The organism is Pseudomonas sp. C9D1 (assembly GCF_056491235.1).
In genome coordinates, this window is the sequence record NZ_JBSZIE010000002.1 from 254,594 (window position 1) to 271,129 (window position 16,536).

Consider the following 16,536-nt stretch of genomic DNA (forward strand, 5'->3'; position numbering starts at 1 on the left):
ATACCTCAGGCCGGTACGCTAGAGCGGACATAGTCAAAGAGGCGGGGTAACGTGCGCTCACGCAGCTGAATGCGCAGCCGGTGAGTGGCGGTATATTCCGCCGTTTCACCCTCATCCTGAGCACCGACGCTGTTCACCAGACCATAGTCGCCGAGATAATTGAGAGCCATCCGAATCAAGCCTTCAACAGAAGTCGGGGCGGCCCGATCCTTTTCAGGGATTGAGCGCGGCAGACTCTGGATGTAACTCCAACCGGGCCTGAGCTCTTCTCGGGAATAGTCGTCGGTATCTTCGAGGATGCTAATGCGGCCAACCAAGCCAATCAGGGTGTTGATAAACATGGCCTGCGTGGCTGGCATGGCAAATTTGCTATCATCCTCAATAAGTGCAGTAGTCGGATAAAACACTGCGCAAATCGTCAGGAAGCTCAGAGCCAAGGCCACCTTCTGATCCTCTGACAGGTTCTTGCGCAGGTCACCCAGACGGATCGAGAAACGGCTGTCCTTACCTGTAGGCGCAATGATTAGGCCGCGCTCACTGACGTCCAACACCATTAATTCCATACCAGTAGCAATCTCGGCCAGTGTTTGCTGCATAGAGGGATTGGCGCGGTAATGCGCTAGCAAGGTGCGGTATTCGACATCATTGCTCGGAGTGGCTCCAGGATTGAGTGCACGGTAAATCAGACGTGCAGCAGCGGTATTCGGGTTTTCCAACAGAGCCTCCTATTCGCTTGGCTTGATATCGAATCTGAGGTTGTCACCCTTGACCACCCAGGTTTCGTATTGACCATCGATCACAGCATGGTGGTTATAAAACTCCGACTCACTATCGGGGAAGCTGCGGTACAGGCAGAAAGCTACGCACTGCTGTTCCATGGCGCTAAAGCCTTCATGGCCGGCCTCTTCGAGTAGCTCATCAATCCGCCACGAGCGGCTCTCCGAAAACTTGGCGGATAGCCAGAAAGAGATGCTGGTCACCAAGGTTTCCGGGAAAGGGTCTGGCCACGCCTCGAATGGCATGAGCTCATCATCTTCCTCGTCGTCTTCCAGCTGGCTAGGCAACTGCCGACGCTCCATCAGAATGCTCAACAGGTTGGATATATCCGGCGATTTCGGGAACACCGGAGGAAATAGGCTGACAATGAAATCTTCCGCTGCTAGCGCTAGCTGTGGGCCTGGACTGCTCAAAAGTTGCGGCAGCAGCTGGGCCTCAAGATCAGGTAACCCGGAAGCTTTTCGAGCGCGGAAGGCAGCTGTCTGCGCCTCAATAAAGCGAGGTTCGGCGGTAGTAACTTCAAGCTGAAGACGAGCTCTGACGTTACCCGCTTTGGACAGCAGGTCATGCAGGTTCTCAAGCTCCACTCGGCTGTTGACGTTCTCGATTTCAGCCAGCTTGTGGCGGATTGCTAAGAGAAGACGCCCCTCCTCGTCTTGGCGGCCCTTTACATGTATTCGGGAGTCATCCAGGCGGGGCTTGATGTCCTTGCTCCACTTCACCGTGCCCGGTGCACGGATAGCCTGTTTAATATGCCCATTGATGTACTGGCGATGCTCAATAGAAAGCACCATGGCACGACGAGCGAAATCGGCAGCCTGCTCAAAGCGTCCGCGTTCGATCAAAATTTGCAGCATTTTTTCCATGAGGATCTGCTGATCCTCAACATCCACATCTAACATGCCCAATAGCAGCAGGTAACCTTCCGGCGTTGGCTGGAAGCGATAGATGTCATCCGCATCAGGCTCAAGACTGATCAGGCTAAAACGGTAAATCCGTGTCTCTAGGCTAGGCGCATGAAAGTATGGGTATTCAAAGTCCTTGCAGTTGGCACTTTTGTTCCTCAAGCACCCAATGACGACCTCTGCCGCCTTGATGCAGTCGGCGTTGGATTTGGTCGGCTGAATTCGGCCGATCAGAGAAACCAGGTAGTTATTCACTTCCGCCATGCTGTACCCGGCATCGACCGCAGCCCCTTCCATCATGAAATTGAGAGTGGCCATGCATAGATAGTGGGTATCGAGCCCCTCAAATAGGGGTTCTCCATCGTCGTTTTGATGGAGATTGCGAGCGCCATAGAGCTGATTAAGGGGCTCCAGCAGGCACTGATTGCGCAATTGCGGGGAAAGGTCAATCAGCTCAGTTCTGGCGTCACCCGAAAGATCGGCTGCTCCCATCTTTTCTGCGTTGGACATTTGGCTTCTAGCCTGTTGAGTGAAGTGAACTTGCCAACACCATCTTACGTGGCTATCAATTTGATGACCACTCATGCAGTCTATTGATAATGATGTAGTATGGCAATCCCAGTCACTGCAACGACTCTGCCCATGCTTGAGAACCTCAGCCAGCCTCAACGAGACCGCCTTGCATTCATTGACCTCAGACTGCGAATGCTCGGAGAGCTACGGCGCCAGCACTTGATTGAGCGCTTCGAAATCCAGGAGGCGGCAGCCAGTCGTGACATAGCGCTGTACAAAACGCTTGCCATGAACAATCTGGCGTATGACTCAAGCTCTCGTTCCTACAAGGCCAGCGAGTCCTTCGAAAGCCTATTTGAGCCGACAGCGGAAAATGCGCTGATTTGGGTCACCAAGGGTCTGGGTGATGGGGAGCCCAGGAACACGGTGCCCGGGGTTGCGGTCGAATACCCCGACCAACTGACATGGCCGAAGCTAGATGTCCTAGCCTCTGTGACTCAGGCGATTTATCAGCGATGCCCACTTCACATTGAGTACGAGTCACTAAGTGGGTCTAGCCAGCGAGTCATCGTGCCTTTTTCCTTGATCGACAATGGGCTGCGTTGGCACGTTCGGGGATTTGACAGAAAGTCAGAGGAGTTCCGAGATTTCGTCATCACACGAATCCGCAAGGCAAGCCCCCTGCCCGCCGAGGCGATAGAACCTCATGAAGCTAGTGATCATGATATCCAGTGGACGAGAATTGTAGAGCTGACACTCATCCCCCACCCAGAACAACCACGACCTGAAGTCACTTCAATGGATTACGACATGGTCAACGGTGTCCTGTCGCTCAAACTTCGAGCAGCGACGGCAGGCTACACCTTGCGTAAGTGGAGTGTGGATTGCTCACCTGACCATAGCCTCAGGGGCCCGGAGTACAGACTGTGGCTGTCTAACCCATTAGCGCTATACGGTGTCAAAAATGCTGTCCTTGCACCGGGATATGTCTCCCCTGAGGTGCGCTAACCCCGAGCTAATTGACCGGTGCCTTCACGTAACGTGCGACTCGCTGGGCGTTGGATAGTTGACTGGAGTGCTTGTAATACGCAGTCAAGGCTCCGTCGGTGAATCGGCTCATGTAGCGCCAGCATGTTCGACCTGGAGCTGATGGCGCTCCACACCTGACGCTGCTGGCATTGGGCTATGGTAAGTTGGTTGCCACCGTGTCAGGCGGTGGCTGACATATCTGGGGCGGCCATTGGAATTTAATGCCTGATACAGATCAGCCCCACTGAGGACACCCGACTGGGATTGAGCCGGTTGAGAATTCGAATTACAGGGAGTCATAAATGAGTGAAGTTTTGGGCGGTACCTCAGGTGACGAGCGTATCGTCGAGTTGGCTGCTTCTGAGCCGGTAGAAATCGCAGAAGGCACGTCCACCATCGAGGAGGCCGTCCAAGAGCCAGCCAAAACCGTCATAATCGACACCACCCTTGTCGCCAAGCTTAACCTGGCTGACTACATGAATGCCGTTCCGGTGATTCGTGAGCTCAGAATTCGCAACGAGACTGCCCACCACTACCGGTCGCTGACATTGTCGCTGTCGGCAGAACCAGCCATCTTCAAGCCTAAGACTTGGAACATCGATTACCTCAGCGCAAATGCCTTCCTGCAAATTCCAAGTTTGGATGTTGAGGTCGACAGCTCGCTACTGACACGACTAGTCGAGTCTGAGTACTCCAAACTCAGTTTTGAGCTGACTGCCGCAGGCGCGAGCGATGCTGCCCCGCGTGTTGAAGTAGCCAAGCGTGAGCTCTCTTTGGAGATGCTTCCCCGCAATCAGTGGGGTGGGCTCTCGCACATCCCAGAGATGACCGCAGCATTTGTCCAGCCCAACGATCCGGCCATTGAAATTCTGCTCAAAAAGGCCTGCGAGCTACTGACCAAAGCCGGCAAGAGCTCATCTCTCGATGGTTACGGCAGTGGCTCCGAACATGCGTGGGAAATCATGTCGGCTATCTGGAACGCCGTACTTGCGATGGGACTCGACTACACCCTGCCTCCGGCAAGTTTCGAGTTGAACGGTCAGAAGGTACGAAGCCCCAGCCACATTGCAGCTAATGGTCTAGCCACCTGCATGGACACCACCATGCTGTTCTGTGCAGCGCTTGAACAGGCGGGTCTTAACCCCATGGCCATCTTCACGGAAGGTCATGCATTTGTCGGTGTTTGGCTGAAGAACGAAGAGTTTACGACGGCTACGGTTACTGACATCACCGCACTTCGCAAGCGCATCAAGCTCAATGAGCTGGCCGTCTTTGAAACCACACTCGTTGCGCAGCAGCAGAAGGTATCCCTGCGCTATGCGATTGATCGCGGAACCCAGCACCTTGCCGAAGGCCTGGAAGACAAATTCGAGATGGCTCTCGATATTCGCCGTTCTCGCATGCAGCGGATCAAGCCACTGGCTAGCGGCGAACAAGTCACAGCACCTGTTCCTACAACTACTCCAGACGAGCAATCAGCGGACGAAGAGCAAGAGTTCACTGGCCTGATGATCGAAGCGCCTATCGCGCTGCCCACTGAGGCACCTGTTGAAATAGATGCTGCGAGTCTTAATCCAGAAGACCGCTTGGCACGCTGGCAGCGGAAGTTGCTCGATCTGTCGTTACGCAACAGCCTGCTGAATTTCCGCGCGGGGAAAAAGTCCCTGAAGATGGAAGCACCTGACCCAGGTGCCCTTGAAGATGTTCTTTCCAGCGGCAAGCCGATCAAGCTGATGCCTCGTCCGGACTTGATGGATGGAGCCGACCCTCGTGACAAGGAACTTTATGAAACGCGAGAGCATGCAAATATTCGAGTACAGCATGCTTCCGATGCTCTCAAGCGCAACGAGGTATACATCGCCGTGGCGCAAACCGAACTCGACAGCCGCCTCGTCGAGCTTTATCGGGGTGCTAGAACCAACATGGAAGAAGGTGGATCCAATACCTTATTTCTGGCTGTTGGGTTCCTGTCCTGGTCACCGACAGATCGGGAAGACGTCAAATACCGAGCACCACTGATCCTGATTCCGGTTCAGCTCGAACGTAAAAGCATCCGCACCGGTTTCTCTATGTCCTTGCATACGGACGAGCCGCGCTTCAACCCGACCCTGATCGAAATGCTGCGCCAGGACTTCGGATTACACCTTGGGGTGTCTGACAGCGAGCTGCCGCGTGATGAGGCTGGCCTGGATATTGTCGAGATTTGGCGCAAGGTATCTCACGCCATCCGCGATATTAAAGGTTGGGAAGTCGTCGGCGACGTGGTGCTTTCGATGTTCTCCTTCGCCAAATACCTGATGTGGAAGGATCTAGTCGACCGCAGCGACAAGCTGCGTGACAACCGGGTCGTGCGGCATCTGCTGGATACTCCGCGCGATGTCTATACAGGCAATGCTGAGTCCGGTCGCTTCCCTGATCAGAAACGACTCGACAGCGAGTTCAGTCCTAAACAGATCTTCTGCCCGCTCCCTTACGACTCATCCCAACTGTCGGCGGTATTGGCCGGCAGTCAGGGGCAGGACATGGTGTTGATTGGCCCGCCAGGTACCGGCAAGAGCCAGACCATCGTTAACATCATTGCCCAATCTATTGCGAACAATCGGCGTGTGCTGTTTGTGTCAGAGAAGATCGCCGCACTTAACGTGGTACATCGCCGCCTTCATGAGGTCGGTCTTGGCGATTTCTGCTTAGAAGTTCACTCCAACAAAGCGAGTAAGGTTGATGTACTTTCCAAGCTAAACCAAGCCTGGAAAGCCAGTGCAGAGGCTGACCCACAGGCGTGGGCCATCGAGGCAGAGCGCCTAGAAAATTTGCGAAAGGGCCTTAACGTATACGTTGAGCAACTCCATGAGGTTTATCCCAATGGCCTGAGCATCTACAAAGCCATTGGCTCAACGATTTCAGGTGAAGGCCTGCCGCTGGTAGATCTTTCGTGGCCAACGCACCTGATGCACAACCAGGCCACTATGCAGGTACTTCTGGAGCTCAGCGACCGCCTTGAAGTGAATGCTCAAAGCGTTGGGTTCAAAGCACTGGCCACTCACCCACTGGCAGCCATCTGTCAGGTTGACTGGTCACCGACGTGGCAGCAGCAAGTCATTCAAGCGTCACGCGAGATGCTCCCGGTTATTGATGCGGTTGAATCAGCAGCGACAAGGCTCATTCAGTCCGCTAGCCTCTCGGAAATTACCCAGGATGCAAAAGGCCGCAATGGACTTTCCCTGCTGGCTCAGGCACTCCCCACTGCTGCTGGCCAGGATTGGCGCTTTGCTCTTCGTCCAGATGCTCGACAGATAGCCTCGCGACTTAAGCAAGGCTGTGAACTTGTTCAGCAGCACCAACTCCTTACTGCGACCCTGCCAGCCCCGTGGTCAGCTGCAACCATGACGGCAACTCAGCGCTGTCTCGAACTGCTTAGCCGTCACATACAACTGATGGAGTCGCTCCCGATTCTCTGGCCGATCCAAGTCATCGTGGCTTTGAATCAAGGCTTGCATTTGATCGCCGAAATTCAATCGATGAAGGGTGCTATGTCAGTGCCCTATACCGAGGCGATTGAGGCGCTCAATGTGGATGAGTTGCTCTCGGAGTGGCTCAAAGCTGAGGAAACATTCTGGCCGAAGTCTGCATTACGTAAGCGAGCGATTACCAAGCAATTGGCGCAAGTTGCTGAAGGCGATGACAAGCCCGCTGTTCTTGAAGACCTTAAACGCTGGTCGTCTATTCGTTCTCTGTGCCAGCAAGTCAACTCACTGGCGATCCCGGTCGAAACTGTTACATGCTGGGAAGGTGCGAACACCGACCCGTCTGGTGCAGCTGAAGAGCTAGTGCGCTTTCAGAAGGCTCTCGCCAACTTTCAGACTGATGGACGATGGGTCGACGAGGGATTCAAGCGAATCACCGCTGGTGAAGCCGGAGATTTAATGCAGCAAGCCTTGCTTGCGCTGCGCGAGCTGGCCAAGGTCAAGGTAGAAATCTCTGATTTGGGCCAACACCTGTCTGGTGCGACCGATGGCTTATGGAATGGTTTGTCTACACGCACAGACGCCATGGCTGCGGCTATTGCCTTCCAACAAGAGCGTCGCAACATCACCGACAAGGGCGCCTTAGAAGAAACCCATGATCGCGTTAGTGCTGGCGGTTGTGGAGCCAAACTTCAGGAGCAGCACAAGCTGCTTACACAGCGGGCCCAGGTGGAATCATCGCTAAAGGAATACGAAGACCTGCGTGATCTGACCAGCAATATGTGGGCTGGTTTGTCTACAAAAGTACCGATTGCCATGGCAGCCGTCCGCTTTCAGGAAATGGTTGCAGCAGCATTGTCGAATGTGGCCACGACTCCTGAGGCCATGGTGACCATCAAGGATGCGCTCAGTAAGTTGCTGGGCGATGCCAATGCCATGTTAGAGCCTCAGGGTGTCCTGAGTCAGAACTGCACTCAGTACCTCTCTGCGTTGACGGCCCTTAAGTCCGCTAAAGACAAACTCTCCTCTGTGGCGGTCTTCTCGCAAGATGGCATAAACAGCACTGATGCGCTCAACCTGACCGAGCAACGTCAGGCATGTGAAGCAATAATTGCTCAAGAGCACAACATGCGTGACTGGAGTGCCTGGCGGAAAATCCGCGAAGAGGCTGTCGCTGCCGGCCTGAAAAATCTGGTTGATGCTATGGAAGCCAACCTGCTTGATTCGGGTACCGTCCGTAAAGTCTTTGAAACCAATTATGCACGCTGGTGGCTCAACATCACGGTCGATCACAATCCAGTCATTCGAGGTTTTGTAAGTGCTGAACATGAGCAGCGCATTCGTGACTTCCGCTCCCTAGACAAGCGCTTCAATGAGCTGACTCGCAATCTGCTGCGAGCACGCATTTGCTCAGGTCTGCCTGGTCAAGATGAAGTCACCAAATCCTCTGAGTGGGGGATTCTGCGTCACGAAATTTCGAAGAAGACCCGGCACAAGCCGCTGCGCGAACTGATGTCCTCTATTCCGCAGGCACTGACAAAGCTTACTCCCTGCATGCTGATGAGCCCTCTATCGATTGCTCAGTATTTGCCGGCGAACGCCGAGCAGTTCGACATCGTGATCTTCGACGAAGCATCCCAGATCACCGTATGGGACGCCATTGGTGCTATCGCCCGTGGCCGTCAGGTAATCATGGTCGGCGACCCGAAACAGATGCCCCCAACCTCGTTCTTCGACCGCGCTGAATCAGCCGAGGACAACGAAGACGTAGAGCCCGATTTGGAAAGCATTCTGGACGAATGTCTCAGTGCGAACATGCCAACGATGAACCTCAACTGGCACTACCGCAGCCGTCATGAAAGTCTCATCGCGTTTTCGAACAGCCGTTACTACAACGGCGATCTGGTGACCTTTCCCTCACCGGTTACCAATGACCGAGCGGTATCCTTGCACCACGTCAAAGGTGTTTACGACCGGGGGGGCTCCCGCACCAACCGGATCGAGGCGCAAGCGTTGGTTGACGACCTTGTCGCTCGCTTGCGTGTTGAAGCCGGCCAAGAAGAGAAAATGTCCTTTGGCGTCGTGACATTCAACGGTGAGCAGCGTCGGTTGATTGAAGACCTACTTGAGGCTGAAATCCGCAAAGACCCACGGCTTGATTGCTTCCTGGCCGACAATCAGTACGAGAAAATCTTCGTTAAAAATCTGGAAAGCGTTCAGGGTGATGAGCGCGACGTTATCTATTTTTCGACGACTTTCGGTAAAAACGCTGCTGGGCATTTGACCATGCACTTCGGCCCAATGACGCTCGCAGGCGGTGAGCGTCGGCTCAACGTAGCGGTCACTCGTGCACGCCATGAGATGCGCGTATTCGCTTCCTTTAAGCCTGAAGATATTGATCTTGCCCGGACATCTTCAATCGGCGTCCGTGACATGAAGCACTTCCTCGAATTTGCTGAGCGCGGCGCTATCGCTATCGCGGAAGCAAACGTGGGCAGCCTCGGTGGCTTCGACAGCCCCTTCGAAGAACAAGTGGCGCGAGCCTTGAGCAAGAAAGGCTGGCATGTCGTGACCCAGGTCGGAGTTTCCTCCTTCCGTATCGACCTCGGGGTCATTGATCCTGATGCGCCTGGTAGATACCTGGCTGGGGTTGAGTGTGATGGTGCGACCTATCACCGTAGTGCAACGGCCCGAGACCGTGACATGCTCCGCGAACAAGTTCTTCGTGGACTGGGGTGGGAAATTGTGCGGATCTGGTCGACGGACTGGTGGATCAATCCCATCGGCACAGCTGAGAAAGTCCATGCTCGTTTGGAAGAGATTCTTGCAGAAAGTCGAGCCAAACGAGCCAAGCTGGAATTAAGCGAGGAGCTGATCTCGACTGTCGTCGAAACCGAAGGCAATGGCGTCAACCCTATGGAGGAGAACATTGAGTTGCCGTCAGCTTGCGAAACCGAGACTGATAGTGAGCGTGCGGGTCAGTATGCACATAAGGTCTCAATCGACCCTGTCAATGCGCCTGTATTAGCCCCTGTCTCCTACCGGAAATCGAACCCTCTTGAAGCAGCAGTAGCTGACCCGGATGCATTCTTCAATCCCGAGTATGACGAAGTTCTCTCGGCCATGATCGCCCATGTTATTCATCAGGAGGGCCCTGTACTGGATAGCATCTTGGCCCAAAGGATCGCCAGAGCTCATGGCTGGGTTCGCACTGGTGCTCGAATTCTGGCCCGAGTAACTGAGATTGCTGGGCGCGATCATCGACTCACTTTAGAGGCAGATAGCGCCTTCTATTGGCCAAGTCATTACGAAACGGATGGGCAAGTGCGATTCCGGCGTCCAGATGATGCGGATAGTTTCCGCACCGTAGATGAAATCTGTCTGCCCGAGTTGGAATCTCTGGCCCGGCACATGGTTGATTCGGGAACTTCCAGTGACGGGTTGGTTCAAGGCATGGCGAAAGAGATTGGCCTTCAAAAAGTGTCAGCGCAGTCCAAAGGACGCTTGGAGCTGGCAATGAGAGGCCTGTTTAGGGCTAGTGATCTTTGATCTTGGTTTTATAGAAATAAAGCCTGGAAGTGCTTTCCCTTCCAGGCTCTAGGGAGTTTGTATGGGTGGTCAGCTACAGAATTTGAACGTCGCAATGTTTATCGACGCAGACAACGCGCCCAGCCGCAAGATCGGTGACGTTCTAGCGGAGCTTGCTTCCTTTGGATCGGTCTCGATCCGTCGCGCCTACGGCAACTGGAAGAATGCTTCATTGGAGCCTTGGGGTAAGGTGCTTCACGAGCATGCGATCCAGCCCATGCAGCAGTTCGATCTGGTTAAGGGTAAGAATGCCACTGACATGGCCATGGCTGTGGACGCAATGGACGTGCTGTTCAACAAGCCAGTCGATGTTTTCTGCTTGGTCTCTTCGGACTGCGATTTTACCCCGCTGGTCATGCGTCTCAGAGCTGAAGGTAAACAAGTCGTTGACTTCGGTGAGCGCAAGGCACCAGAGCCTTTCGTCAACGCTTGCTCTAGGTTTCTGTACTTCGACCAACCTGCGTTAACAGATGACCAATCCACTGCGTTGATCACTCACTTGGAGAAAAGCCTGGCCGCTGAAGACACTGGTCACGCGATGTCTCCGAGCAGGAAGTCGGGTAAGGAACTCAAGGGTGATACCAAACTACTGAACCTACTGAGAAATGCAGTGGCATACGCCGAGAGCGAAGACGGCTGGGCTCACCTGAGCGTGGTAGGTAGTCGCATTGGGAACCAAGCATCCTTTGACTCACGCAACTATGGATATCCACGGCTGGTAGATCTGTTCGCGGCCATCGACTTGTTCGAGATGAAGAGGATCAACAACCATCCACTGGTTCGCTACAAGCGTCGAGCTGCGGCCACCGTGGCTTGAAAAAGCCGACCAGGCATCAATCGAGGCAGGTTATTGGTAAGGAAAGCATTATCAAATTTGTTAAGAAAATCGCGACGAACCCTGATGCCATGAAGCATTACCTGGATTCGAGACTGACGGCTGACCACTACACCTGCCCCGCTAGAATTTTCCAGTAGAAAATTTCCATTTCAATTCCCTATTTCGGAACCAGGCTGTTTCCGATACTGACCCCGCACGCAAATTCCTGCGGGCTTCAACTGAGGGAGACGGCCATGAGCCAGAAAAGTGATCAAGACAACCACGCTAACCAGCTGAACCCGAACCATGACTCCTACTGGGAGTCACGTGGGTACGATGAGCGTCCTGAGGACTGGGAGGATCGAATCTGATCACCCGAATTGAAGGCGCCTTTACGGCGCCTTCAGTTTCCTATGGGCTTGCCCAACAAGCAGCGAGCTTTCCGGTACTCAGCTTCATACACGCCCATGAGCGAAATCAGTAACTCAGTCGGCCAACCAGCGCGCTGCAAATCTCGATTGAGTATGGAAATGGTCTCGGCAAATCGAAACACGCAGGCTCCCTCCCAGTAATTTGCTTGTGCATCGTGCGGCAGATCACCTCTTTGCTTGATGTGCAGGTCATAACTGACTTTGATCAGATCCAGAAGCATCTGGAAAGACGGACGCCCCCCTTTGAGTTGCACCCAGTTCCGGAGCAGGCGAATTCTTGACTCTGGCCCCAGGCCATCGTGTGCAGCCCAGAGCTTTCCGAGGTAAGTGACTGGCCCAGGTCTTTTCTTAGTTAAACCTGCAAGGGATGCGAGCTTTTCAAGTGCGGCCTCCATAGGGTTTGACCATGACTGGCTTAATGCGCACCACTTCGGTATTGCCCAAGATGCACGGATGACATTCTGCGTCCCTTCCTCTACTTCGAACTCCCAGTTAGCTACCTGCGAATCTGCCATGAACCATGCGGCCAGCCTGAGTAGCGCCGCCCAGCTATCGGCAGACATCAGCTGAGCAAGTGCTCTGCTCTGCGCGAGCTCGTCTTCGGTGAGGTCATGCAGCAGATCAATCATCGGCTGACGGCTTGCCGGACATCCGAGCAGATCAACCACCTCTGATGAGGTGTAGGCAAGAAAACGATCACGCTTATTTGGCAATGAGCGAATCACTCGCCCGCTGAGCTCCGAGAGTGAGTACAGCCTGTCCTTCCAGTAGTTCAGTACTGCTGGGTTAAGGCGAGACAGCTCTAGAAAGCCAAGCCAGCTCGTGATTGTGGGAACGGTAAACCCATTTTCTAATTGAGCTATGGAGAGTTCTGCTGACTGCCTGGGTATAGGCACAGCCCGGATGAACCTGTGTTGCGCCTTGATGGAAATATCTGATGCTGGTTGCGAAAGGTACTTCAGCGCAGTTTTGCTCGTTGGAAGCCCTCTGCGAATCGACCTGCTTGCCTCCCAGAGAGAGCGGAGGTTGATATCCAGCAAGGCAAAGACCTTCTCCACTGGAAGCAACAGCACCGCTTCACGGAGGTAAACCTCTTTGTCGCCAAATTCTGCAAGGTACTCTGATAATTCATCCTGGCTGAGCAGAACACTGTCTTCATATGTCGAAGAATTCGCATTCATTGCGTCGGGTCGTCCAAGCCATCGACTGGAGCGAAGATCCAGCCTTCCTTGACGGGTACATTTGGCTCCGGCTGGAGCAGCTTTTCCGGCTGAAAGTGAAATAGCCAGGCGATCAAGGCACAGGTCAATGCGTCCAGTTCATCGCCATGATGGAATCCCTCTGGCAGCCCACCACCGGCTTGTCCCCTGATACCGAATCCCTGGTGCAATTCAGCCATGGTGGCCGAATGCTTGCAGGCACTGGGATATGCCTCAATAGCACGTAACCGCGCACCGTCTGTCCATACCCCGCAGGTCTCAATTTGAGGGGCGAAGCGAGCCAGCACATGCATACCCTTGGTCGCCTGACTACCAATCATGTCCTTCAGCGCTGATAGCGGGCTCAGCCCACGTTCAAAGAGAAAACGCTCAGTTCGACGGAACAGGTAGGGGTTCTCAGATGACCGATCAATCGTGTCAGCTGCATGGCCGTTTATCAGTAGATCGATGAACCCCTGAGAAAAGCCCAGCGGGGTATCGATGGCCAAGACCACTGGTGCTGATTGGTCATGGTCATCCAGCTTGCAAAGTCCCAAGAGCCGATGGATAAAATCATCTGTACCCGCTGACTGATTGATCACCCGGCGAAGGCTTCCGCGCCAGGGCCTCCCCATGAGCTTCCGCTGGCTATCGAGAACGACCAAAGCATCGCGGCTGCTGGGGTTCCTGTCGCAGTTCCAGGCACCTACGTCCCAACCGATAAGCAAGGGAGATGAATTGGCCGAGATCATGCCTGCTCCAAAATAAAGTCCTGAGCCTGTTATGACTCACCAAAGTAATCGCCACGCGCAGTCAGGCCAAAGACGCAATCGTCCTTGGGTTGGGCTTCATCGCACATCGTTTGAGTCCGCCGTTGCTCACGGAGATACGCTAGGACTCCAAAAAAGCAGCCTTCGCAGAGCTTCACGCGATAATGCTCGCCATCATGGCGCGAGCCATAGCCCCAGCGCGCAGAAAGTGTACCGAATTGCTCACCATAACCAGGCACCTGCGTACCGCTACCGCAAACCCCGCACGATGAGTCGTTCTGTATCCGATCAGTCATAGGCGTCACCGAGATCAAAAGACAATGCGGCCAACCGTTTCGAGTGCGGCCCTTTTCCTCATGCCCTGACCCAAGAGCACATAATCCGTGTTCAACGTCTGAAACAGAAAGCCATCACGGAACTCATGCAGCAGAGAGGTTCGGACAAGGTCACCAACGTCCCAGCGCCTCATGGAGTCGTATATCACTCTGTGAGAAAAGATGATCACAGGCTGGCGGCGAGTTTTTTCCAACTCTGCAAGCTGTGCCGGCGTGACATTTAGGTCAATCCAGATCCAGTCTCTGACCAGACAGAATTCAGAATACGGGCGTAGTCCACGCATGTAGCCCAGTGCCTGGTCATCGGTCATTGGGGAGCCCTGCATAGGTTCTCCGGGGCCGTAGAGCATGTTCGTCACAGCACCTAACTCGTCCATGTGCCCTCCTCACATTTAGTGCAGGCACCAGTTGGATTGCGAGAGATGTGCGGCTTCAAACTTGTCTGCCAAGATCTGCACGGACTGGCGACCACCGCGAGCAAAGGATGCGATTACGAAACAGTCATCGTCCTGTGTTTTGATCATCCAGCGGTTCGGCGAAAAATGCGTGACCTGCATTATTTCGGTGGTTACCAGGTGTGCACCGTTGGGATAGCCAAATGCTTTGAACGCAGTGCCCGTCAGGCAGAGAGACTCGATGCGTGCATCAACAACATAACCAGAGATGATCTCAGGGAAGTCTTCGAGCATCGCGGCGGCGAGCATGGCCATCTTTCGCTGGCTTTTCATCGGGCGGCTTACCCAGCTAGTCTGCCGAGCAATTCGTCGATCTGAGCACCTACATCCCAGAGCTCACGTTTAATGTGCTCATGCTCACGGCTCAGGGCGTCGAGATCATGTAGTCCTTCATCAGCACGGGCTAAGAAATATCGCCCTGGGTTCAGCGCGAAGCTATTGCTTTCAAGCTCAGCGATACTCAGAAGCACAGCAGTGCCGTCAACAGGTTCACGTCGCGAGTACTGCTCCTGGATCTGTTGGATACCTGCTTGCGTGAGCGTGTTGAGGCTTTTTTCAGAGGTGTAGAGCTTGCTGCCATCTACAAGCAGTACCGAGTGGCTTTGTCGTGACGACTTGAAGACAAGGATCACGAGCGGACGTGCGTCACTGCGATAAAGCTTTGGCGGGAGATAAATCACTGCATCCAGTAGATTGGCCTGAATGATGCCCCGTCTGATTTCAGCATCTTTACCCGCTCGTAGCAGTGCTGCCTGATCTACAACTGCAATTGCCAATCCGTGGTCTGGGCGCATGCACGCGAGCATGTGCTGTATGAACGGCCACTCACCTTTCCCTTTTGGGGCTGCACCGTATCTGAACCGACCAAATGGATCCCTAACGCCAAGCTCTGGATCCCATGCCTCGGCACCACCTGAAAGGTCAGAAACCACTGAATCAAAAACCTGAAGCCCTACTCCATCAACCGGAGGGGACTTCAGGGCATCGGCCTTTTCGAATGTCAGAGAATTGTGCTGGAAGAAAGCGCGTAGCAGCCCATGCAGGATGTCTTCGTCAGCAGAGGATTGGCCCAGCCCCCAAGCTGATGGGCTTGAGTTGGAAACGAGCTGGGCAAGCAGTCGTCCATTCGCGCTGATGGGGTCGTAGTAAGAGCGCCCTCCTGCCTGCTGGCAGATGCCTGCGATCACTTGGATAAGCTCTCCAGGGCAAGGCCTCGCCCCGTCATAAGAGCCATCAGCTTCAATCGATTGAAGGAGCATCTCCAGCAGCATTGGTCTCAGCGAGTCATCCTCAGCTAATCCGCGTGCAATCTTACGGAAATACTCATGGTGAGCGGCTAGCGAGCCGGTCTCCAGCTTGTATATTCCTAGCTTTTTGCGGAGTGCATCCCCAAGCAACGGTGAGGTCTCGCCGACTTGCCAGGCGACACGTTCAAAAAATCCGTCTTCAAACGACTCTGGCACTTCTTCCTCAGACGAATCGCGGCTCCACAAGATCAGAAGGAATAAGTGTGCCGCTAGCTTTCGGTAGGCCGGATTAGCCGTGACTAAATCCATCAGGCACATCTGGCTCATACGATGCCCTTCCCAAGGATTTGGCTGGCTACCGCCGAGATCTGCTGTTGCCTCGTTCTCATCATGGCCTCGAAGAGAAGCCGCTCTTTTCGAGCTAGGGTGGCGAGTTGATGCAGCTGTTGCTGCGTATCTTGATCAGCGAGTACGACCGGGGTCGCACTCAGAGTTGCCAGTGTGATGTGCCGGGTGTTGACGTCCGGTGTGTTCAGCTCGAAGTGACGTTGAGCACCTGATTGGTTCAGTTGCCACTCGATGAAAGTTGGGTTGAATCGCTGGTCATGAACACGAATTACGAAAAAGTGCTGCGTGCAGATGACCTTTGCGTAAGGCACCTCAGCCACGCACACGGCGAAATTCTTACGTCCACGTGCTTGGAAAAGGATGTCTCCAGCTTGTAACCAGTCCGGCTCTTTGCGAGCAGCGATGGTACAGCGCTCCAAGCCTGTCCAATCCACCCCACTCTGTTGATCAGCGTCGCGGATCTGGATCACCCGGCTGTGTGCTTCAAAGTCAGGCGTGATAGCACCGCGAAACGCATGCCCTGCGCGGATTTCAGCGATTTCTGAGAGGGTCACCATCTCACTTCCTTCTTGTGCGTATCACTCATCCTAGCTGCCAGGGATACTAACATCAACATGATGATGCTATTTTTTCTCTTGACAGACATCCGAGATCCCAT

At 54.1% G+C, this 16,536-nt stretch carries 11 protein-coding genes; 3 read left to right on the forward strand and 8 right to left on the reverse strand.

Annotation, left to right across the window (positions count from 1 at the left end; all coding sequences use genetic code 11):
- Positions 1-5: 5 nt before the first annotated feature.
- Positions 6-716 carry a hypothetical protein gene (locus ACXI0U_RS09580; RefSeq protein ID WP_479550136.1) on the reverse strand — a complete coding sequence of 237 codons (711 nt, stop codon included), beginning with the start codon at positions 714-716 and terminating at the stop codon, positions 6-8.
- A 9-nt stretch (positions 717-725) separates the two neighbouring features.
- Entirely contained in the window at positions 726-2,192 is a 1,467-nt protein-coding gene (locus ACXI0U_RS09585) for a hypothetical protein (RefSeq protein WP_479550137.1), read from the reverse strand.
- Positions 2,193-2,324: 132 nt separating this feature from the next.
- On the opposite strand from ACXI0U_RS09585, the gene ACXI0U_RS09590 reads away from it, so the two are divergent.
- The 3 genes from ACXI0U_RS09590 to ACXI0U_RS09600 all read left to right on the forward strand — a co-directional run bounded on the left by ACXI0U_RS09590 (position 2,325) and on the right by ACXI0U_RS09600 (position 11,093).
- Complete coding sequence (locus ACXI0U_RS09590) at positions 2,325-3,203, forward strand: BrxR family transcriptional regulator (protein WP_479550138.1); 879 nt, start codon at positions 2,325-2,327, stop codon at positions 3,201-3,203.
- Between the two features lie 323 nt (positions 3,204-3,526).
- Entirely contained in the window at positions 3,527-10,237 is a 6,711-nt protein-coding gene (locus ACXI0U_RS09595; protein WP_479550139.1) for a DUF3320 domain-containing protein, read from the forward strand.
- A 61-nt stretch (positions 10,238-10,298) separates the two neighbouring features.
- Complete coding sequence (locus ACXI0U_RS09600) at positions 10,299-11,093, forward strand: NYN domain-containing protein (protein WP_479550140.1); 795 nt, start codon at positions 10,299-10,301, stop codon at positions 11,091-11,093.
- Positions 11,094-11,496: 403 nt separating this feature from the next.
- Here the strand turns inward: ACXI0U_RS09600 and ACXI0U_RS09605 are convergent, their stop codons facing one another.
- The 6 genes from ACXI0U_RS09605 to ACXI0U_RS09630 all read right to left on the reverse strand — a co-directional run bounded on the left by ACXI0U_RS09605 (position 11,497) and on the right by ACXI0U_RS09630 (position 16,435).
- On the reverse strand, positions 11,497-12,705 hold the full coding sequence (locus ACXI0U_RS09605) for a hypothetical protein (RefSeq protein WP_479550141.1): 1,209 nt from the start codon (positions 12,703-12,705) through the stop codon (positions 11,497-11,499).
- Entirely contained in the window at positions 12,702-13,475 is a 774-nt protein-coding gene (locus ACXI0U_RS09610) for a hypothetical protein (RefSeq protein WP_479550142.1), read from the reverse strand. The genes ACXI0U_RS09605 and ACXI0U_RS09610 overlap by 4 nt, the downstream gene beginning before the upstream one ends.
- Before the next feature lie 328 nt (positions 13,476-13,803).
- A complete protein-coding gene (locus tag ACXI0U_RS09615) occupies positions 13,804-14,205 on the reverse strand; it encodes a DUF6957 family protein (protein WP_397487570.1) in 402 nt (133 codons plus the stop codon).
- Between the two features lie 15 nt (positions 14,206-14,220).
- A complete protein-coding gene (locus ACXI0U_RS09620; RefSeq protein WP_479550143.1) occupies positions 14,221-14,538 on the reverse strand; it encodes a hypothetical protein in 318 nt (105 codons plus the stop codon).
- A gap of 26 nt (positions 14,539-14,564) precedes the next feature.
- Positions 14,565-15,857, reverse strand: coding sequence for an N-6 DNA methylase (locus tag ACXI0U_RS09625; RefSeq protein ID WP_479550144.1), 1,293 nt, complete (start codon positions 15,855-15,857; stop codon positions 14,565-14,567).
- On the reverse strand, positions 15,854-16,435 hold the full coding sequence (locus ACXI0U_RS09630; protein ID WP_397487567.1) for a hypothetical protein: 582 nt from the start codon (positions 16,433-16,435) through the stop codon (positions 15,854-15,856). The genes ACXI0U_RS09625 and ACXI0U_RS09630 overlap by 4 nt, the downstream gene beginning before the upstream one ends.
- Positions 16,436-16,536: the final 101 nt, after the last annotated feature.